Raw genomic sequence first — 21,119 nt, 5'->3', positions numbered from 1 at the left:
TCGCTGTGGTAGTTTTGAAAGGCAAATATTCCTTTTTTAATTCCGTCCCGTGAGGCGGGGAAAGGGGAGACGAGCGAATGACTGAAGTCACTTCAGCGCAGGTACCGTCGCGGGTTGTTCTCAACCAAGCGGACATTGATCGCGCGCTGACTCGTATCGCCCATGAGATCCTCGAAGCCAACAAGGGTTCCCAGGATCTGGTTCTCTTGGGCATTCCCAGCCGCGGTTATCCCTTGGCCGTGCGGCTCGCCAACAAAATCGCTGCGGCTGACCCCGGCGTCAACGCGGAAACGATCGTCGGGCAACTGGACGTCACCATGTTCCGTGACGATCTTTCACACCAGCCCACCAGGCCGCCCCACCACACACGCCTGCCACTGTCCGGTATCGACAACAAAGTTGTTGTCCTCATTGACGACGTCCTGTATTCCGGCCGCACCATCAGGGCAGCACTTGATGCCCTGGTGGACCTTGGCCGTCCCAGGATTGTCCGCCTGGCAGTCCTGGTAGACAGGGGCCATCGTGAGCTTCCCATCCGCGCCGACCATGTAGGCAAGAACCTGCCCACTTCTTCCGCAGAAAAGGTCCGCGTCCACCTCGAGGAAATCGACTCGGTGGACGGCGTTCCAGTCAATGAAGTAGTAATCGAGGCGGGCAAGTGAAGCACCTCCTCTCCACTGAGAACCTCAGCGCTGTGGACGCCATCCGCGTTCTGGACACCGCCGAAGAAATGTCGGCCGTGGGCGACCGCGAGGTCAAGAAGCTCCCTGCCCTCCGTGGCCGCACGGTAGTGAACCTCTTCTTCGAGGACTCCACCCGTACCCGGATCTCCTTCGAAGCCGCAGCAAAGCGGCTTTCAGCCGATGTCATCAACTTCGCGGCCAAGGGTTCCTCCGTGTCCAAGGGCGAGTCCCTCAAAGACACAGCCCAGACCCTGGCCGCCATGGGCGCGGATGCGGTGGTCATCCGTCATTGGGCTTCCGGCGCTCCGCACCGGCTTGCTGCAACGGACTGGATCGACGCCGCAGTGATCAACGCAGGCGATGGCACCCACGAACACCCCACGCAGGCGCTGTTGGACGCGTTCACCATGCGCCGGCACTGGTCCCGGCTCAACAGGACGAAATCCACCGGGGCGGACCTTCGAGGCATGCGTGTCGCGATCGTCGGAGATGTCCTGCATTCCCGCGTGGCCCGGTCGAACGTCTGGTTGTTGCGCACCCTGGGTGCCGAGGTCACGTTGGTTGCGCCACCCACACTGCTGCCGATCGGCGTCGAGCACTGGCCCTGCAAGGTCAGCTACAACCTGGACGAAACGCTCGAAGCGGGCGTCGACGCGATGATGATGCTGCGCGTCCAGGGTGAGCGCATGCATGCCTCGTTCTTCCCCTCGACCCGTGAGTACTCACGGCGCTGGGGTTTCGACGATGCCCGGCTTCGGGCACTGGATGATCTTGGCATGAAAGACACCATCATCATGCACCCCGGCCCCATGAACCGTGGCCTGGAAATTTCCTCGGCCGCCGCCGATTCGCCCCGCTCAACAGTGCTTGCACAGGTGCGGAACGGTGTTTCAGTGCGCATGGCCGCCCTTTACCTGCTGCTCTCCGGGGATTCCCGCGAAGCAGCTACCGCAACGGCAGCGACCACCCATGCCGTAAGCCAGTCCACCAAGGAGAGCAACTGATGGCCGAGAACACGTACCTGATCCGCGGGGCCGCCATTCTCGGCGGCGAAGCTGAAGACCTGCTGATCCGCGATGGCGTGATCGCAGCCAGGGGCAAGGATCTCCACGACGACGACGCCACAGTGATCGACGGCAAGGGCCTCATTGCCCTGCCTGGCATGGTGGACGTCCACACGCACCTGCGCGAACCCGGCCGCGAAGATGCTGAAACGGTCGAGACCGGCACTCGTGCCGCAGCCCTGGGTGGCTTCACGGCCGTCCACGCCATGGCCAACAGCAACCCCGTTGCTGACACGGCAGGCGTCGTCGAACAGGTCCACAGCCTCGGCCGCGCGTCGGGCTGGGTGGACGTACGACCCGTTGGCGCTGTCACGGTGGGCCTGGCCGGTGAACAACTTGCGGAACTGGGTGCCATGGCGGATTCCCGCGCCCAGGTGCGGATGTTCTCCGACGACGGCATCTGCGTGCACGATCCCGTGCTGATGCGCCGCGCGCTGGAGTACGTCAAAGCGTTCGACGGCGTGGTGGCCCAGCACGCGCAGGAACCCCGCCTTACCGCCGGGGCACAGATGAACGAAGGCGCCGTCTCGGCGGTGCTGGGTCTTGCCGGTTGGCCTGCGGTGGCAGAGGAAAGCATCATCGCCCGCGACGTCCTGCTCGCGCAGCATGTGGGTTCCCGCCTCCACGTCTGCCACGTCTCCACCGCCGGATCCGTTGAAATCGTCCGCTGGGCCAAAGCCCGGGGGATCAACGTCACAGCCGAGGTCACGCCCCACCACCTGCTCCTCACTGACGAACTGGTCCGCAGCTACGATCCCGTGTATAAGGTCAACCCGCCGCTGCGTACGGATGCCGACGTCCAGGCGCTCCGCGAAGGCCTCGCCGACGGCACGATCGACGTTGTGGGCACGGACCACGCACCGCACCCCAGCGAGCACAAGGAATGCGAGTGGGCGCAGGCGGCCATGGGCATGACCGGCCTGGAAACGGCACTGTCCGTGGTTCAGGAAACCATGATCGAAACCGGACTCATGACGTGGGCAGACTTCGCCCGGGTCACCTCCTTCACCCCGGCAGTTATTGGCCGCGTAGCGGACCAGGGCCGGCCGTTGGAGGAAGGCGAGCCCGCCAACGTCATCCTGGTGGACCCGGCTGCGCGCTGGACGGTTGACCCCCATAAAATGGCCACCATGGGCCGCAATTCACCGTTCAAGGGCAAAGAGCTGCCCGGATCCGTGGTCGCAACCTTCTTCAAGGGCCACCCCACGGTTCTCAACGGCAAGCTCAACACTCCGTACAGGTACGCCGGAAACTACCCAACCCCGGATGCCGCCGGGGCAGTCAGCGGTAGCTGATGAACAACCAGACACTCACCGTGCTCATCACGGTGCCGCTGATCATCCTCGTCCTGGTGATGATCTGGCTGGGGTGGCGGAACCGGCTCAGGCGGCAAGCCGACGTCGAACGCCTCCCCGAGGTGCCGCAGCAGCTGACACCGGCCACGGCGGTAGCGGAGGGCCAGTACGTTGCCACTACCACCGCAGGTGACTGGCTGGACCGGATCGCAGTGCAGGGCCTTGGCGTCCGCACCAACGCGGAACTGAGCGTCCATGCTGAAGGCATCCTGTTCGACCGCCCAGGCGCCGCCCCGGTATTCATCCCACGCTCCGCAGTGGCTGACAGCCGCCAAGCCGCCGGCATGGCCGGGAAGTTCGTCGAAAAAGACGGACTCCTGGTTATCAGTTGGAAGCTGGGCGGCAAGGAACTGGATACCGGGTTCCGGACCAGGCATGCAGCCGACAAAGAGCTCCTCCTCGAAGCCATCCAAGAATTGATCTCCGCAGCCCCTCAGGCAGATGCCGATAGTGGAAAGTAATAAAGTGACGGACAGTAAAGCAGCCACCACACCCACCCCCTCAGCAGCAGTACTGGTGCTCGAAGACGGCCGCATGTTCCGCGGCCGTAGCTACGGCGCCCAGGGAACGGCCCTCGGTGAGGCCGTCTTCGCCACCGGAATGACCGGCTACCAGGAGACCATCACCGATCCCTCCTACGCCCGCCAGCTCGTGGTGCAGACTGCACCCCACATCGGCAACACGGGCGTCAACAGCGAAGACGCTGAGTCCCGCCGCATCTGGGTGGCCGGCTACATTGTGCGCGATGCCGCCCGCCGCCCCTCCAACTGGCGCTCGGAACGCAGCCTCGATGATGAACTCCTCGAGCAAGGCATCGTGGGCATCCAGGGCGTCGATACGCGTGCCATCACCCGCCACCTCCGCGAGCACAAGACCATGCGCGCAGGCATCTTCTCGGGTGAGGCCGCACAGGCATCGGACAAGGAGCTCCTGAACGCCGTGCTGGCAAGCGCCCCCATGGAAGGCGCAGCGCTGGCTGAAGAGGTCTCCATTGACGAGGCTTACGTCGTGGAACCCAAGGACCACGGCTGGGAAGGCGAGCCCAGGTTCTCCATTGCCGCCGTCGACCTCGGCATCAAGGCCATGACCCCGGTCCGCTTCGCCGAACGCGGCGTGCGCGTGCATGTCCTTCCGGCGACGTCCACCCTGGAAGACGTCAACGCGGTCAACCCGGACGGCTTCTTCATGTCCAACGGACCTGGCGACCCCGCCACGGCGGACCACCAGGTTTCCTTGCTGCGCTCGGTGCTGGACGAGAAACTCCCGTACTTCGGCATCTGCTTCGGCAACCAGATCCTGGGACGCGCCCTGGGCTTCGGCACCTACAAGCTCCGGTACGGCCACCGTGGCATCAACCAGCCGGTGATGGACCGCCGTACCGGAAAGGTTGAAATCACCTCGCAGAACCACGGCTTCGCCGTTGACGCGCCGTTGAACGGTGCCACTGTGGCACCGGAAGAGCGCTTCGGCCGCGTCGAAGTCAGCCACGTCTCCTTGAATGACGATGTCGTTGAAGGCCTTGCCTGCCTGGACATCCCGGCGTTCTCGGTCCAGTACCACCCTGAAGCCGCGGCTGGCCCGCACGATGCTGCCTACCTGTTCGACCGCTTTATCGACCTCATGGCCGATACCAAGTCCAAGGCCACAGACGCCAACTCCACCGAATCCAAGACTGAGGACAAGAAGTAATGCCAAAGCGTACAGATCTCAAGAGCGTCCTTGTCATCGGTTCCGGCCCCATCGTCATCGGCCAGGCAGCCGAGTTCGACTACTCCGGGACCCAGGCTCTCCGCGTCCTCAAGGAGGAAGGCCTCCGGGTCATCCTCGTAAACTCCAACCCCGCCACGATCATGACGGATCCCGAGTTCGCCGACGCCACTTACGTCGAGCCCATCACGCCCGAGGTTGTTGAGAAGATCATCGCCAAGGAGCGTCCGGACGCCATCCTGCCCACCCTGGGTGGCCAGACGGCCCTGAATACTGCCATCGCGTTGGACAAGAACGGTGTGCTGGAGAAGTACAACGTGGAACTCATTGGCGCAAACATTGCAGCCATTGAGCTCGGGGAAGACCGCGAGAAGTTCAAGGGCGTTGTTGAGCGTTGTGGCGCGGAGTCCGCACGCAGCCACATCATCCACACCATGGAAGAGGCCTTCGCTGCTGCTGAGGACCTCGGCTATCCCATGGTGGTCCGGCCGTCCTTCACCATGGGCGGTTTGGGCTCAGGCCTGGCTTACAACGAGGACGACCTCCGCCGCATCGTCGGCCAGGGCCTCCAGTACAGCCCTACCACGGAGGTCCTGCTCGAAGAGAGCATTCTCGGTTGGAAGGAATACGAGCTTGAGATGATGCGCGACAAGAACGACAACGTCGTTGTTGTTTGCTCCATCGAAAACTTCGATCCCGTGGGCGTCCACACAGGTGACTCCATCACGGTTGCGCCGGCACTGACCCTCACGGACCGCGAGTACCAAAAGCTTCGGGACGTCTCCATCGCCGTTATCCGCGAAGTGGGCGTTGACACCGGTGGCTGCAACATCCAGTTCGCTATCGACCCCGCCACTGGCCGCGTAGTGGTTATCGAGATGAACCCGCGCGTATCCCGTTCCTCCGCGTTGGCTTCCAAGGCAACCGGCTTCGCCATTGCCAAGATCGCCACCAAGCTCTCCCTTGGTTACACCCTGGATGAGATCCCGAACGACATCACGCAGAAGACGCCGGCGTCGTTCGAGCCCACCTTGGACTACGTTGTGGTCAAGGTTCCGCGTTTCGCTTTCGAGAAGTTCCCGGCAGCCGACAACACGCTGACCACCACCATGAAGTCTGTTGGCGAAGCCATGGCCATGGGCCGCAACTTCACCGAAGCCCTGCAGAAGGCCCTTCGCTCACTGGAGCAGAAGGGCTCGCAGCTGGACTTCAGCTCCGTGCCGGAGTATGAGGTTGCCGAGCTCATCGAGAAGGCCAAGCGTCCTACGACGGACCGCCTGCACCAGGTGCAGCGCGCCCTGCTGGGTGGCGCCACGGTGGAGGACCTCTTCGAAGCCACCAAGATCGATCCTTGGTTCCTGGACCAGCTGCAGCTCCTGAACGAGACCGCGCAGGAGATCCGAAAGGCCGGCGTCCTCACAGAGGAAATGCTGCGCAACGCCAAGCGCCACGGCTTCTCCGATGAGCAGATCGGTGCGTTGACGCACAACAATGAGGCAGTGGTCCGCGGCGTCCGCCAGGCCTTGGGTATTCGTCCGGTCTACAAGACGGTGGACACCTGTGCCGCTGAGTTTGCCGCATACACCCCGTACCACTACTCGTCCTACGACGAAGAAGATGAAGTGGGCCTGCACGCCAAGCCCTCCGTCATCATCCTTGGCTCAGGGCCCAACCGCATTGGCCAGGGCATTGAGTTCGACTACTCCTGCGTCCACGCCTCCATGGCGCTGCGCAAGGCCGGCTACGAGACCGTCATGGTCAACTGCAACCCCGAGACTGTCTCCACGGACTACGACGTCTCCACGCGCCTCTACTTCGAGCCGCTGACCCTTGAGGACGTCCTCGAGGTCATCGCCGCTGAGGAGCGCACCGGTGGCGTCATGGGTGTCTTCGTCCAGCTCGGTGGCCAGACACCCCTGAAGCTCGCACAGCAGCTTGCCGACGCCGGCGTGCCCATCCTGGGCACCTCGCCTGAGGCAATTGACCTCGCAGAGCACCGGGGCGCCTTCGCCCGCGTCCTGGACGAGGCCGGCCTGACCTCCCCGAAGAACGGAACCGCCGTTTCCTTCGAGGATGCCAAGAAGATCGCCGACGAGATCGGCTATCCCGTGCTCGTCCGTCCGTCCTATGTCCTGGGCGGTCGCGGCATGGAAATCGTCTACGACGAAGCCAACCTTTCCCGGTACATCGCCAATGCCACGGAAATCACGCCGGATCACCCCGTCCTGATTGACCGCTTCCTGGAAGACGCGGTCGAAATCGACGTCGACGCCCTCTTCGATGGCACCGACATGTACCTGGGCGGCATCATGGAGCACATCGAAGAGGCGGGTATCCACTCCGGAGACTCCGCTTGTGTCCTTCCTCCGATCACGCTCGGCAACAACGTGATCGAGCGCGTTCGCACCGCAACGCGTGCCATTGCCGAGGGTGTGGGCGTCCGTGGCCTCATCAACATCCAGTTCGCCCTGGCCTCGGACGTCCTGTACGTCCTTGAAGCCAACCCGCGTGCTTCGCGGACTGTGCCCTTCGTTTCCAAGGCAACCGGGGTGCAGATGGCCAAGGCTGCTGCCCTCATCGGTACTGGCGTCACCATCAACCAGCTGCGCAGTGCCTACAAGATGCTGCCGGAAACCGGTGACGGTTCCACGTTGCCCCTGGACGCACCGGTCGCTGTCAAGGAAGCTGTCCTGCCGTTCAGCCGCTTCCGTACGCCCGAGGGCAAGGTTGTCGACTCCCTGCTCGGCCCGGAAATGCGGTCCACGGGTGAAGTGATGGGCATCGACAAGCACTTCGATACCGCCTTCGCCAAGAGCCAGGCCGCCGCAAACAACGCGCTGCCCACCGAAGGCAAGATCTTCGTTTCCGTGGCCAACCGCGACAAGCGCTCGGTGATTATGGGCGTCAAGCGCCTCTCGGACCTCGGCTTCGAGATCGTCTCCACGGGTGGTACGGCTGACGTCCTGCGCCGCAACGGCATCCAGGCGACTCCGGTCCGCAAGGTGGCCGAGGGCAGCAGCGCCGAGGGTGAAGGTACCATCGCGGACCTCGTCATTGCCGGCGAGATCGACATGGTCTTCAACACCCCGTCCGGCGGGGAAGCCCGCAGTGACGGCTACGAGCTCAGGGCAGCGGCTACATCCATCGGCATTCCGTGCATCACCACCGTGGCTGAGTTCAACGCGGCCGTACAGGCAATCGAGGCACTGCGCACCTATGAATGGTCGGTCACCAGCCTTCAGGAGCACGCAGCCAACCTCAGCGAATCCCAGGCCGCTGTCAATGCCTGACATTGTTGGTGCGCACGAGGCCCAGGATGCACAGCAGCCGGTCCGGGAGTCATTTGGCTCCCGGCTGGCTGCCGCAATGGCCGCCCGTGGCCCGCTGTGCGTTGGAATCGATCCCCATCCCCAGCTGTTGGCTGACTGGGGACTGAACGACGACGTCGCCGGGCTGGAGCGCTTTTCGCTCAGCGTTGTGGAGGCTGTGGCTTCCCTCGCTGCCGCGGTCAAGCCGCAAGTGGCGCTTTATGAGCGCCACGGCTCTGCGGGCATGGCTGTCCTGGAGCGGACGTTGGCCGCAGCTGTTGACGCGGATGTGCTGAGCATCGCCGATGCCAAGCGCGGTGACATCGGGTCCACCATGGCTGCCTACGCAGATGCGTGGCTGCGTGACGGCTCGGCCCTGGCTGCGGACTCAGTGACCCTGAGTCCCTACCTGGGCTTCGAATCCTTGCGTCCGGCGCTGGACCTTGCTGCGCAAAACGGCAGGGGAGTCTTTGTACTCGCCTTAACATCCAATCCGGAGGGAAAGTCTGTCCAGCACGTGGGCGGAAGCAATTCCGTCGCCCGCGGTATCGTCACTGCGGCCGCAGCCGAGAACCAGCGGTACGCGGGTGTCCTGGGTTCAGTGGGACTTGTTGTAGGCGCCACCATAGGTACGGCACTTGAGGATCTGGACATCGACCTCGGCCCGGTCCGCGGAGCTATCCTGGCGCCCGGGTTGGGGGCGCAGGGTGCTACACCCGCGGATCTCCGCTCGACCTTCGGCGCCGCCTATCCCACAGTGCTGGCTACGTCGAGCCGGGGCATCCTTGCCGCCGGTCCAACGAGCGCTGCGTTGCGGGCGGCTACCCAGGAAACGCTGGACGGCCTGCGGGCGGAATGATTCGCTGGCGCCTCATTGCGCAACCCGCCGCCTGCCGGTAGGTTCAGGATCAGTTTCGCGTGACGTGAATCACAAATCCGATCTGACAGGGGTTTGGCCGTGGGTCTGAAAGAGCTGACACCGCAGGAGCGTTCCGATGCTTTGGATAAGGCTGCAAAGGCGCGCGCTGTGAGGGCCGCAGCCAAAGAACGGCTCAAACGTGGTGAAGTGAGCATTGCTGAGCTGATCTCTTCAGGCACTACGGATGAAGCCATTGCGCGGATGCGGGTGGTGGAGCTCCTGGAGGCCCTCCCAGGCATAGGACCTGTACGTGCGGCCGGGATCATGGCGGACATAGGCATCGCCGCATCCCGGCGCATCAGGGGGTTGGGCATTCACCAGGCCCGGGCGCTGGTAGATTTTATGGATACCCAGCAAAGCGTTTGACGCATCTCCCCGAAGGAATCCGTGAGCAAGAAACCTGGACTGACTGTCCTTGCAGGCCCAACTGCTGTTGGCAAGGGAACCGTATCCACCTACATCAGGGACAACTATCCAGAGGTTTGGCTTTCCGTCTCCGCCACCACCCGCGCCGCGCGTCCAGGGGAGAAGGACGGGGTTCACTACTTCTTCAAGTCCGCCGAAGAGTTTGACTCCCTCGTGGCTGATGGCGAACTCCTGGAGTGGGCCGTGGTGCACGGCCAGAACCGGTACGGCACGCTCCGGAGCACCGTGAATGCTGCCATTGCGGAGGGGAAATCGGTGCTGCTCGAGATTGACCTTCAAGGTGCACGGCAGGTAAAGGCTGCTGTACCGGATGCCAAGTTCGTCTTCCTGGCACCGCCCAGTTGGGAAGAAATGGTGCGGCGGCTTGTGGGCCGCGGCACTGAATCTGCCGAGGAACAGCAGCGCAGGCTGGAAACCGCTAAACTGGAACTTGCTGCTGAACCGGAGTTTGACCACACCGTCATTAATGACGACGTTCGCCGGGCAGCGGACGAGCTTGTTTCACTCATGGGGCTAACCCCGCACGAGCGCTAAGCGCTTGCACTTGTAGGCCCGCTAGAATTTGGAGATTTCGTGTCCACGAACCTTGAAGGCATCATCAACCCGCCGATCGATTCGCTGCTTGAGGCTGCCGATTCCAAGTACGGCCTTGTGATCTTCGGCGCCAAGCGTGCCCGTCAGATCAACGCCTACTACGCCCAGCTGCACGAGGGCCTCTTCGAGTACGTCGGTCCCTTGGTAGACACCAAGCTGAACGAGAAGTCATTGTCGATCGCCCTCCGCGAGATCAACGAAGGCCTCCTGGTTTCCACGCCGATCGAGCCCGCAGAATAAAACAGACTGCCTGTTGACGGAGGTCACGTGCGCATAGTCCTCGGAGTCGGGGGAGGGATCGCAGCCTACAAGGTTGCATCGCTCCTCCGGCTTTTTACTGAAGCCGGACACCAGGTGACGGTGATCCCAACCGAAGCAGCCACCCGTTTCGTCGGTGTTGCCACGTGGGAGGCGCTCTCCGGAAACCCGGTGAGCAACAGCGTCTTTGACGACGTCGAGAAGGTCAACCACGTCCGTCTGGGCCACGAGGCTGACTTGATCGTCGTTGCACCGGCCACTGCGGACCTCTTGGCCAAGGCAGCCACAGGCCAGGCCGGTGACCTCCTGACCAATATGCTCCTCATGGCTCACGGTCCGGTGCTGTTCGCTCCTGCAATGCACACGGAAATGTGGCAGCATGCTGCAACCCAGGCCAATGTGGAAACCTTGCGGAGTCGAGGGGTAACAGTCCTGGAACCTGCCAGCGGCCGCCTGACCGGCGCAGATTCGGGCCCCGGCCGCCTGCCCGAACCCGAAGCAATTTTCACGGCCGCCATGGCGTTGGCCGAGGCCGCCACGGAGGTGGATGCGCCCAAGGCCGTACCCGCGGCACACGCTTCCCTTGCTGGCCGAACAGTGACGATTTCGGCCGGTGGTACCAGGGAAGCGCTGGACCCGGTGCGTTTCCTGGGTAACCGGTCCTCGGGAAAGCAGGGTGCTGCCCTGGCCGCGGCTGCGTTGGCTGCCGGTGCCACCGTTCGTTTCCTTGCCGCGCATATGGACGTCGAGCCGCCCGCCGGCGTCGAGCTCGTCCGCGTTGAGTCCGCCCTGGAACTGCGTGATGCAGCGCTGAAAGCGGCAGTGGATTCCGACGTCGTCATCATGGCTGCCGCTGTGGCGGATTTCCGGCCGGCTGAAGTTTCTGACACCAAGATCAAGAAGGTCGACGGCGAGGACGCGCCGTTGGTGCGCCTGGTTCGGAACCCGGACATCCTGCATGAGCTGGTCGAACGGCGCAACGCTGAGGGTGGCCGCCAGCTGATCGTAGGTTTTGCCGCCGAAACGGGCGATGCCCAAGGTGATGTCCTGGAGCATGCCACCGCCAAACTCAAGCGCAAGGGCTGCGACCTCCTGGTGGTCAACCACGTCGGGGTAGGCCGTGTCTTCGGCCAGGACGATAACTCGGTGGTGATTCTCTCCGGGCACGGCGCCGAACCGCAGTCCGCGTCCGGATCCAAGTTTGATGTCGCCGCGGCCGTTGTGGATCGGGTGGGCGCCGAATTGGTCAGGGTTTTTCCGGCCAGGTAATGTCCACGGGCGGTAGCCCCCGCCCCGAAATTCTTAGCATAGGGACACACGGCAGATGCCGCCGCCCCGCAACACAGTAAGGTGGTCGAGTGACTTTACCGCTGCACCATGAACATCATGGCACCCCGTCCAAGCTCCGGCTCTTCACGTCCGAGTCGGTCACTGAAGGGCATCCGGACAAGATCTGCGACCAAATCAGTGACGCGATCCTGGATGGGCTGCTGGCTGCTGATCCTGAATCCCGGGTGGCTGTCGAGACCATGGCCACCACCGGCCTGGTCCATGTGGCCGGTGAAGTAACCACTGACGCTTACGTCGAGATTCCGCAGATTGTCCGTGAGACCATTCTCGGCATCGGCTACGACTCTTCGGCCAACGGTTTCGACGGGGCCCGCTGTGGCGTTTCAGTGTCGATCGGACAGCAGTCCAACGACATCGCCGGTGGCGTCTTCAACTCGCTTGAGGCGCGTGAAGGCCGCCAGGAGGACGATTACGATCTCCAAGGTGCGGGCGATCAGGGCATCATGTTCGGCTATGCGAGCGATGAAACTGCGTCCTACATGCCGACGCCCATCTGGCTTGCCCACCGTTTGTCCGAGCGCCTTACCGAGGTCCGCAAGAGCGGCGAACTCGCATACCTCCGTCCGGATGGCAAGACGCAGGTCACGGTTGGGTATGACGGCGATCGCCCGGTTTCGGTTGAAACGGTGGTTATTTCCAGTCAACACGCCGAAGACGCGAGCCTGGAGCAACTGCGCGCCGACCTCGCGAGCCATGTCATCGATCCCGTTCTGGCGGCATCCAACCTTGACATCTCCCATGTAGCCAACATCCTGAATCCTGCAGGTGCCTTCGTCATCGGTGGCCCGGTTGGCGATGCCGGACTGACCGGTCGGAAGATCATTGTCGATACCTATGGCGGATTCTCCCGGCACGGTGGAGGTGCCTTCTCCGGCAAGGACCCGTCCAAGGTAGACCGTTCGGCCGCCTACGCCATGCGCTGGGTTGCCAAGAACGTGGTAGCCGCAGGTCTGGCCAAGCGCGCGGAGATCCAGATTGCCTACGCCATTGGCCAAGCCCGTCCGGTCGGCACGTACGTAGAAACCTTCGGCACGGAAACTGTTGACCCCGCCCGCATCAGCGAGGCCATCAACGAACTTTTCGATCTCCGTCCCCGGGCCATCATCGACGCCTTGGACCTCAAGCGTCCCATTTACACCAAGACGGCGGCTCACGGACACTTCGGGCGCGACGAGCCCGACTTCACTTGGGAGCGCCTGGACCGCGTGGCGGACCTGAAGGAATTCTTCAACGCCTGATCTCCTCGATGTTCGGCCGGTGCCGGCCCCTGGGTTTACTGCTTTGTCGGTGGTCCATGATTGGCTGGAGCCAGAGAGATGCCCGCAGTGGGTTTCCCCTACTGCGGGCATCCGTCGTTTAGTCTGCGCTAGAAACCCATCGTGACAAAGAGTTGGAGGTAGAGAGCATGGCGGGAAATGAAGCCCAGCCCACCTTGCTTCAACCTTCTTTGCTTCAAGGGTTCCCTGACAAGTCTCCCGTCAGCGGACCCCCGTTGGCGGCGGTGAATCCCGTTGCCCGTGTGGTGCTGGAATCTTCCCTGCCACACCTGGACCGGCCGTTCGATTACAGCGTGCCCGCTGAACTCGCTGATTCTGCTGTTCCCGGCGTCCGGGTGAAAGTGAAGTTCAACGGCCAGGAGCTTAACGGCTTCGTGCTGGAACGCGTCGATGCTTCGGATGCCGGCCACCCGCTGACCCCACTTCACAAAGTAGTCTCCTCGCTGTCCGTCCTGACGCCCCAGATCGCGGGGTTGGCTGGAACGGTAGCCGCGCGCTACGCCGGAACCTTGAGCGATGTCCTGCGCACTGCTGTTCCCCCTCGCGTTGCCAAAGTTGAGAAGGAGTTACTCGCCGGGGACGCTGCACGGGAACCGGAGCTTCCGTCAAATGCGCCGGATGCCACCGCCTGGGCTTCCTACTCCAACGGAGCCCCGTACCTCAACCACCTGGCCGGTGGCAGAACGCCCAAGGCTGTCCTCACGGCGCTGCAGGGATTCGGCCCGGGGGGTTGGCCTTCGCTGGTTGCCGCGGCTGTTGGGGCAGTCCGGGCATCGGGCCGTGGTGCAGTGGTGGTCGTTCCCGATTACAGGGATCTTGAACAGCTGGAGGTGGCCCTGGCCAAAGTCCTGCCACCCGGTGACGTCGCGCGGTTGACGGCTGACGACGGTCAAACTCCCCGCTACCGAAGCTTCCTGCGAATCCTTCGTGGTGAGGCGCGTGTAGCCATTGGTACGAGATCCGCCGCCTATGCGCCGGTTCGGGAGTTGGGACTTGTGGTCTGTTGGGACGACGGCGATGACCTCCATATCGACCAGCGGGCTCCCTACGCACACACGCGGGAAGTACTGCTCCTGCGGGCCGAGCAGGAGAACGCAGCCTGCCTGATGGCATCCCATAGCCGCAGCACCGAACTCCAGCGCCTGGTTGACATGAAATGGGCTGTGCCGATCGAGGCGCCGCGAACGGTCATTCGTTCCACTGTTCCCCGCGTCCTGAACACAGCGGACAGCTTTGAACAGGAACGGGATCCTCTGGCCCGGATTGCACGTTTGCCCGGAGCGGCATGGCGTGCAGCCAAGGAGGGCCTCGAGCACGGCCCTGTGCTGGTGCAGGTTGCCCGTGCCGGCTACGCACCTTCTTTGGCTTGCGAAACATGTCGGGAGCTTGCCCGCTGCAACAACTGCCAAGGACCGCTGGCTATCTCCAGCAGTTCCGCCATGCCGCTTTGCCGCTGGTGTTCCACTCCGGCACCGCAGTGGCATTGCAACCATTGCAACGGCACACAGTTGCGCCGGGTTGCGGCGGGAGCCGTGCGAACGGCGGAGGAACTGGGCCGGGCTTTTCCTGGCCAGACGGTTATCACCTCATCCGGGGAAAACATCAAGGCCACGGTTCCTGATGCTCCGGCATTGGTCATTGCCACGGTCGGCGCGGAACCCGTGGCTCCCCAGGGGTACGCGGCCGCGCTGCTTCTGGATGGTAATTCATTGCTCCGCCGGGAAAACCTGCGGGCCGGCGAGGACACTGTTCGGCGGTGGTTCAACGCGGCGTCGCTGGTGAGACCCTCCAACCAGGGCGGGCTGGTAGTCATCACGGCAGATGACACAACCGCTACCGGGGCCCTGCTGCGCTGGGACGCACCGGGCTACGCGTCGCGTGAACTGGCACTCCGCAAAGAACTCCAGCTTCCCCCGGCAGTGCGGGTAGCTTCAGTGACCGGGCCAAGGGCCGACGTCGCGCATTTTTCCGATACCTTCGAGGCAAGCGTCAAGCTGAAGTCCGGTTCGAAGCTCCGCAGCGCCGGTCCGGCGCCACTTCAGGCAGACGTTCGCACCCTGTACTTCATTCCCTACGCAGACGCCGCGGACGTTACCCGTGCCATGCGTGCCGTCAAGGCAGCGAACGCGGCGAAACGCACAGCCGGGCCAGTCCAACTGCGGCTCGACGGCGTGGACGTTTTGTAGCCTTCAGCTGCTGGTTTCGGCGGGCACGCTAGCGCTTGCGAAGCGCCACGACCTCTTCTGCCGCAGCCACCAACTGCCGGGCGGATTCGTCCCAGTTGAAGTCTCCAGCACGTTCCACGGACCTGCGGGAACGTTCCTGCCACAATGCGTCATCGCCCAGCGCCGTGACAGCCGCAGCGAACTCCGAGGGTGAACCGGGGTCAACATAGCTGACCGCATCGGCGCCCACTTCCCGGAAAATTGGTATGTCGCTGGCGATAACGGGCGTACCCAGGGACATCGCCTCCACCAGGGGCAAGCCATATCCCTCGGCCCGCGACAAGCTGATGAGTGCAGTCGCCCTGGTCAAAAGCTCTTCATACTCGGCGTCTGTTACACCGTTGTGGAACAGGACCTTTGCCCCGTGGGGCACCATGGCCTCGAGTTCGGCCCGACGCTGGGGTGTAATCCGGCTGAGCAAGTGCAGTGTGTAATCCTGCAGGCCTGCCATTCCCCGAATCATGGTTTCCACGTTCTTGTAAGGCATGAACGAACCCATGTACAGCAGGGTCTTATCCGCTCCGGCCGAAGGATCGCGGGGAGTCTGGCCGGGCTGCGGGGCGTTGCCAACGATCCGTACGGGGCGGCGGGTCAAGGTGTACTTGGCCATTAAAGCCTCTGTGGTCCTGCTGATGGTTGCCACCACGTCAGCCCGGTTCAGCAGCAGGCGCTGCGGCCAGAACGCCTTGTGGTACAGCCTCCAGAGCAGGCGCACCGGAGCCGGAAGGAACCCCGGGGGAGCGGGGTGTTCGTAATAGATGAGATCGTGAAGCGTAAGGATCAGGCCATACTTCCGCCCCAAGGTTCCCATGGTTTGCATCGGGCACACCACGACGTCGGCCTTCAGCGGGTTGACTTTACGGGCCACGAACAGCTCGAGCGGGGACAGCGGGCTGTTGACCATCACGTAGGGCACGTCGGGAAGCAACGCCAGCTGGCGTTCGTCATTGATGAGCATGGTGACATCCGCAATTTTGGATGTTGCTGCAATGAGGCTTGAACCGTACCGGCTGATGCCATCGTGGTGGTCCGTCCTGGTGAAGCGGGCGTCGATGACAATTTTCACGCGGGGTGTTCCTCCAGGAATGTGCGGATGGCTGCGGCAGCCGGGGCCGGAGTCTCGTAGTGGATCAAATGCCCGACGTCGGGAATCACTTCCAGCGTGGCCTCCGGAAGGCGTTCCATCAGTTTGTGCTGGTTGGGCAGAGTGGCGATCTCGTCCTTTTCGCCCGCGATCAGCAGCACGGGGAGGCGCAACTCCCCGGCGACGTCGGCCACTGTTCCCGACACGGATGCCTTGAAGGATTCAAGCAGGCTCCTCCGGTCCGCGAATGCGCTGAAGTAGGCATCGTGCTGGCCGTGTATGAAGCGACGCAGGTTTTTGTCTTTGGTCTTGGCCATGGTGATACTCATGACGCGGACAATGGCGCGGTTGCGCAGGAGGGCAAGGCCAAGGCGCCGTGGAAGCCTGGCAGACACCTGGTAGTAAAACACCGCGAGCTTGGTCATGATCCCCTTGGGACCCTCCAAAGCGGGTGCAGCGATGGGGTTGATCAGGATCAATGGATAAATGGCGCCGGGATTCCGGGCCGCAAAATGGCTCGCGACGATGGAACCGAAGGAATGGCCCAGCAGCACGGTCTTGGGGCCCAGGCCCAGCGCGGCCATGAAACCGGAGATGAAATGGCCGTAACGCTCAACCGTGTGTTCGTCGTCAAGGAAAGGATCCGAACTGCCAAACGCAGGGAGGTCAGGCATGATGATCCGCATGTCCGGAAGCAGGTCCGCTACACGGAGCAATCCATGGTGGTCACCCCGAAAACCGTGAATGACCAAAATCGTGCGGGCATCCTGTGTGGGTTTGACGGGTTCGTACGTCCAATACGCCACATTGCTGCCATCGACGTCCACATCAGAGGCGATAGTGCGTCCCTGCAGGGATTTGCTGATGAATTCAAACGGGGCATCTGCGCCTTCCGGGGTTTGCGCGGTGTCCACTTTTTCCATTCGGCCGTTCCTAATTCACGTTGTCCGGGTGCGAGCCCGTGCGGTGGTGGCGTTCAAGCGCCGCCATGCCGTCCATGTCTGCTGGCTCGAGTTCGAAGTCGAAAACGGCAAAGTTCTCCTTGATCCGCCCCGCGGAACTTGCTTTCGGAATGACGAGGTTCCCAAGCTGGAGATGCCACCGGAGGATTATTTGGGCCGGTGTCCTGCCGTACTTGTGAGCCAAATCCGCAATCGCAGGATCGGCAAGGACCTGCCCACGGCCGAGGGGACTCCATGCTTCGGTTCGGATCCCGAGTTGTTCATGCAGTGTCCGCAGCCTGGGCTGCTGAAGCCAGGGGTGCAGCTCTATTTGATTAACGGCCGGGACCACTTCGGCTTTCTGCATGAGTTCTTCCAAGTGCCCGGGCTGGAAGTTCGAAACCCCAATGGCCCGGACTTTGCCTTCCCTGTACAGGGTTTCCATGGCTTTGTAGGTCTCCACGAACAGCCCTCGTCCGGCACACGGCCAGTGGATGAGGTAAAGATCCACGTAGTCCAGTCCGAGGTTGGCCATGGATGAATCGAAAGCACGGAGGGTGGAGTCGTAACCGTGGTCGTCGTTCCAGACCTTGGTGGTGACAAAGACGTCTTCCCGGGTCAGGGCATGCACGGATTCGCCGGAACCACCCGTGCCGAGGTTTGCCTCATTGGCATCGCCGATTGCACCACCGATCGCGCGGCCTACGCCTACTTCGTTGCGATACATGGCGGCGGTATCGAACCGCCGATAGCCTTCGCCGAGGGCAGTGCTCACCAAAGCCTCAGCTTCTTTGGGCGGCACCTTATAGAGTCCGAATCCCAGGCGATCCATCATCACGCCGTTGTTCAATGTCAGCCGGGCCGGGAATCTCATATCAACGACTCTACCCATTCCCCGGCCGAAAGCCTCAGGACTGGCCATTGAAACTCACCAGGCGTCGCGCCGAGGCTTCGTCGAGGATGAGGTCGGTGGCAAGTCCGGCTGCCAGGGCGCCCTGCAGACCGTTGATTTTGGAGGCACCGGACACGACGCAAATCCGGCGTCGCACCTGCCGTAGCTGTTCATGGCTTGGACCAGTCGACCGCTCGTTCAGGGTAATGCCGTCAGATGATCCATCACTGCGGAAGAAGACCGTGGCTACGTCGCCCACCACGTCGTCGGCGGCCAACATGCTGAGGTCTTGTTCGTCGAGGTAGCCGCCGGCATACACATGGCTTGGATAGTCCGAATCAACGGATCCAACACCGAAAATGGCGATGCTCATGCGCGCCTGCAGATCCAGGATGCGTTGAACGCTGCGTTCATTCCACATGGCCGTCTTGGTGGCCGCGTGATCGAAAAACGCCGGCACGGGAAATTGTTCGACCCGCGCTCCGTAGGCGCTGCCGAAGCGCCGCATGATGTCGCTCGCGTAGGTGATGCCGGTTGTTTGCATGTTCCCGGCGCCGTTGAGTTGGACAACGATGGTGTCGTGCGTGACTTTCCGGGTCAGGTGCCGGCTTACAGCGCTGAGCGTTGCACCCCAGGCAATGCCGATGATGGCATTGGAATCCACCAGGGGTCCTATGGTCCGAGCTGCCTGCATGGCCACGCGGTCCAGCGTCTCAGCCTCGTTCAAGGTGTCAAGCACCGGCACTACGTGGACGTCCACCTTGAATTTCTCGCGAATCTGGCTTTCGAGCTCGGGGGCGGTATCAAACGGGCTGCGGATCTGGACCTGGACCAAGCCTGTTTCCCGGGCGGAAGACAAGAGCCTTGAAACAGTGGAGCGCGAGGTCCGCAACTCACGCGCAATGGCGTCCATGGTCAGGTCCTGCAGGTAGTACATCTGTGCGGCCCGGAGGGCATCCGAGTGACGTGAGCGTCCCATCTCATTTCCTTACTGCACGTTTGTGCAAATAGCTTGACTCCATTTTCCACCTTCGCCAGATTAGTGGTGAAAGGTGCAGCGAACGTAACGCCGCGCACAAACCAAGCCCAAGGGAGCAGTTTTGGGACACAACAGGATTTCTACCTCCTCTGATGCGCATCGGCGTGAGTCTGTAACCGCCTTGCGGGAGCGGCCGTCGGCGAAGGTGCTGATTATCGGCGGGGGTATCAACGGCGTAGGGACCTTCCGTGACCTGGCCTTGCAGGGCATTGATGTTGCGCTTGTGGAGCGTGGTGACTACTGCCAGGGTGCAAGCGGTGCATCGTCGCACATGATCCATGGCGGCATCCGTTACCTGGAGAACGGTGAGTTCCGCCTCGTCAAGGAATCAGTGGTGGAGCGCAACCGCCTTCTGCGGATCGCCCCGCATTACGTCAAGCCGCTGCAGACCACCATTCCCATCTTCAGCACCTTCTCCGGCATCCTGTCCGCGCCCATTCGCTTCCTCACCCACAAACAGGGCAAACCGAACGAACGCGGCGCCTTCCTCATCAAGCTCGGCCTGAGCATGTACGACTTCTTCTCCCGTGACGGCGGCAGCGTCCCCCGGCACCAGTTCCGCGGCAAGGACAAGGCTTTGGCGGAGCTGCCCAAGCTGCACCCGGGAATCAAGTACACGGCAACCTACTTTGACGCGTCCGTCCACAACCCTGAGCGGCTCACCCTGGACGTGCTTCAGGATGGCGAGAAGGCCGGGCGCGGTGGCGGCCTGCCCGGCGGGACGGCCCGGGCCAGCAACTACGTCTCACTGGTTTCCATGGGTACTGACGGCCTCCGGCTACGCGACGAATTGAGCGGCAAGGAGTTCGATTTCCAGGCAGACATCATCGTCAACACCACCGGTGCGTGGGTGGACCTCACCAACCAGGCCATGGGAGCCGCCAGCCAGTTCATGGGCGGCACCAAGGGCTCGCACATTGTGCTGGACCACCCTGGGCTGCTGGCCGCCTGCAATGGCCGGGAGATCTTCTTCGAACACACGGACGGCCGCATCGTCCTTATTTACCCGATGGGGGACCGGGTGCTGGTGGGCACCACGGACGTCGACGCCGACATGTCAGAAGACGCCGTCTGTACCGAATCCGAAATCGACTACTTCTTCGACCTGATCGGCCACGTCTTCCCCACCATCAAGGTGGACCGCGGCCAGATCGTCTACAGCTTCGCCGGAGTCCGTCCACTGCCGCGCCACGACGCAACCCAACCGGGATTTGTCTCAAGGGACTACAGGATCGAACGCAGCGTCCGCAGCGGCGAAGGTGCCATGGCTACGCCGGGCGGCAAGGCCGCCGTCGTACTGAGCCTGGTAGGTGGCAAGTGGACTACTTTCCGGGCACTGGCCGAACACATGACCAACGACGTTCTTCGCGAACTTGGTCGGGAACGGAAAATTTCGACGGCGAAACTCGCCATCGGCGGCGGCGCTGGCTTCCCTGCCACGGAACAAGGTGAGCAGGAGTGGATCAAGAAGCACATGGGGCCCGGACTGGACGCGGACCGCGTGGCTGGACTCCTGACGCGGTATGGAACACGGGCAGAGACCGTCATCGATTACCTGAACGCAGGACACGACGCGCCGCTTCGTTCAACCCGGGAACTCAGTGTTCGCGAGTTGGCATTCATGGCCGAAAACGAGCAGGTCGGGCATCTGGTGGATGTCCTCATCCGACGTACGTCCCTCGCGTTCCGCGGCCTGGTGACCGGCGAGTTGCTGAACGAAATTGCTGCAGCATTGGCTGAACCGCTTGGGTGGGATGCCGCTGACCGTGAGGCAGAAGTGCGGCATGCCCAGGAAGTGCTGCGGCGGTTCCACAAGGTCGACGTGCACAGTCTCGTGGCTTGAGGCTGCCCACACAAAATGCTTGATCGTCCCACTGTGTGGCCAGGAAGCTGGCGACAGGGACGGCAAACGGGGTAGGTGAGCCCCTTGGGGGCTCACCACACCGGGATGGTTGCGGAAAACGGAACTGTCCCAACAGCCTCTTCAACCCGCGAGG

18 protein-coding genes are annotated in these 21,119 nt (G+C 62.6%); 14 read left to right on the top strand and 4 right to left on the bottom strand.

The window, feature by feature from the left end; translation table 11 throughout:
* Positions 1-77: 77 nt before the first annotated feature.
* The 13 genes from pyrR (at position 78) to LDN82_RS12635 (ending at position 15,127) form a co-directional block, all read left to right on the top strand.
* The gene (pyrR, locus tag LDN82_RS12695) at positions 78-662 is read left to right on the top strand and encodes a bifunctional pyr operon transcriptional regulator/uracil phosphoribosyltransferase PyrR (RefSeq protein WP_224164472.1); all 585 of its coding nucleotides are present in this window, start codon (positions 78-80) and stop codon (positions 660-662) included.
* Complete coding sequence (locus tag LDN82_RS12690) at positions 659-1,687, top strand: aspartate carbamoyltransferase catalytic subunit (protein ID WP_224164471.1); 1,029 nt, start codon at positions 659-661, stop codon at positions 1,685-1,687. Before pyrR ends, LDN82_RS12690 begins: the two co-directional genes overlap by 4 nt.
* Positions 1,687-3,042, top strand: coding sequence for a dihydroorotase (locus LDN82_RS12685; protein WP_224164470.1), 1,356 nt, complete (start codon positions 1,687-1,689; stop codon positions 3,040-3,042). The genes LDN82_RS12690 and LDN82_RS12685 overlap by 1 nt, the downstream gene beginning before the upstream one ends.
* Positions 3,042-3,563, top strand: a complete 522-nt coding sequence (locus LDN82_RS12680; protein ID WP_224164469.1) for a hypothetical protein — start codon at positions 3,042-3,044, stop codon at positions 3,561-3,563. Before LDN82_RS12685 ends, LDN82_RS12680 begins: the two co-directional genes overlap by 1 nt.
* Positions 3,544-4,791 carry a glutamine-hydrolyzing carbamoyl-phosphate synthase small subunit gene (carA, locus tag LDN82_RS12675; protein WP_224164468.1) on the top strand — a complete coding sequence of 416 codons (1,248 nt, stop codon included), beginning with the start codon at positions 3,544-3,546 and terminating at the stop codon, positions 4,789-4,791. The genes LDN82_RS12680 and carA overlap by 20 nt, the downstream gene beginning before the upstream one ends.
* Positions 4,791-8,099, top strand: a complete 3,309-nt coding sequence (carB, locus tag LDN82_RS12670; RefSeq protein ID WP_224164467.1) for a carbamoyl-phosphate synthase large subunit — start codon at positions 4,791-4,793, stop codon at positions 8,097-8,099. The genes carA and carB overlap by 1 nt, the downstream gene beginning before the upstream one ends.
* Positions 8,092-8,976: an orotidine-5'-phosphate decarboxylase gene (pyrF, locus tag LDN82_RS12665; protein WP_224164466.1), complete on the top strand. Its 885-nt coding sequence runs from the start codon at positions 8,092-8,094 to the stop codon at positions 8,974-8,976. The genes carB and pyrF overlap by 8 nt, the downstream gene beginning before the upstream one ends.
* A gap of 99 nt (positions 8,977-9,075) precedes the next feature.
* Positions 9,076-9,402, top strand: a complete 327-nt coding sequence (gene mihF / locus LDN82_RS12660) for an integration host factor, actinobacterial type (protein ID WP_224164465.1) — start codon at positions 9,076-9,078, stop codon at positions 9,400-9,402.
* A 21-nt stretch (positions 9,403-9,423) separates the two neighbouring features.
* Positions 9,424-9,996, top strand: coding sequence for a guanylate kinase (gene gmk, locus LDN82_RS12655; protein WP_224090532.1), 573 nt, complete (start codon positions 9,424-9,426; stop codon positions 9,994-9,996).
* A gap of 39 nt (positions 9,997-10,035) precedes the next feature.
* Entirely contained in the window at positions 10,036-10,296 is a 261-nt protein-coding gene (rpoZ, locus tag LDN82_RS12650) for a DNA-directed RNA polymerase subunit omega (RefSeq protein WP_017197559.1), read from the top strand.
* Between the two features lie 27 nt (positions 10,297-10,323).
* Positions 10,324-11,583, top strand: coding sequence for a bifunctional phosphopantothenoylcysteine decarboxylase/phosphopantothenate--cysteine ligase CoaBC (coaBC, locus tag LDN82_RS12645; RefSeq protein ID WP_224164464.1), 1,260 nt, complete (start codon positions 10,324-10,326; stop codon positions 11,581-11,583).
* 89 nt (positions 11,584-11,672) lie between these two features.
* On the top strand, positions 11,673-12,902 hold the full coding sequence (gene metK, locus LDN82_RS12640) for a methionine adenosyltransferase (protein WP_224090531.1): 1,230 nt from the start codon (positions 11,673-11,675) through the stop codon (positions 12,900-12,902).
* A 167-nt stretch (positions 12,903-13,069) separates the two neighbouring features.
* Entirely contained in the window at positions 13,070-15,127 is a 2,058-nt protein-coding gene (locus LDN82_RS12635; RefSeq protein ID WP_224164463.1) for a primosomal protein N', read from the top strand.
* A gap of 28 nt (positions 15,128-15,155) precedes the next feature.
* Here LDN82_RS12635 and LDN82_RS12630 read toward each other — a convergent pair whose 3' ends face one another.
* Genes LDN82_RS12630 through LDN82_RS12615 form a run of 4 tightly spaced genes read right to left on the bottom strand, consistent with a single transcriptional unit; the run spans position 15,156 to position 19,062 of the window.
* Positions 15,156-16,232: a glycosyltransferase family 1 protein gene (locus LDN82_RS12630; RefSeq protein WP_224164462.1), complete on the bottom strand. Its 1,077-nt coding sequence runs from the start codon at positions 16,230-16,232 to the stop codon at positions 15,156-15,158.
* Positions 16,229-17,173: an alpha/beta hydrolase gene (locus tag LDN82_RS12625; RefSeq protein ID WP_224164461.1), complete on the bottom strand. Its 945-nt coding sequence runs from the start codon at positions 17,171-17,173 to the stop codon at positions 16,229-16,231. The genes LDN82_RS12630 and LDN82_RS12625 overlap by 4 nt, the downstream gene beginning before the upstream one ends.
* Before the next feature lie 10 nt (positions 17,174-17,183).
* Positions 17,184-18,065, bottom strand: coding sequence for an aldo/keto reductase (locus LDN82_RS12620; RefSeq protein WP_224164460.1), 882 nt, complete (start codon positions 18,063-18,065; stop codon positions 17,184-17,186).
* Positions 18,066-18,099: 34 nt separating this feature from the next.
* Entirely contained in the window at positions 18,100-19,062 is a 963-nt protein-coding gene (locus LDN82_RS12615) for a sugar-binding domain-containing protein (RefSeq protein ID WP_224090525.1), read from the bottom strand.
* A 121-nt stretch (positions 19,063-19,183) separates the two neighbouring features.
* Here LDN82_RS12615 and LDN82_RS12610 point away from each other — a divergent pair, with 121 nt between their 5' ends.
* Entirely contained in the window at positions 19,184-20,965 is a 1,782-nt protein-coding gene (locus LDN82_RS12610; protein WP_224164459.1) for a glycerol-3-phosphate dehydrogenase/oxidase, read from the top strand.
* The last annotated feature ends 154 nt before the right edge of the window (positions 20,966-21,119 follow it).

Origin of the sequence: Arthrobacter sp. StoSoilA2, from assembly GCF_019977195.1 — a bacterium.
Lineage (GTDB): Bacteria > Actinomycetota > Actinomycetes > Actinomycetales > Micrococcaceae > Arthrobacter.
Note: the sequence above shows the minus strand (reverse complement) of the source record. Positions and strands in the feature narration are given on the sequence as shown.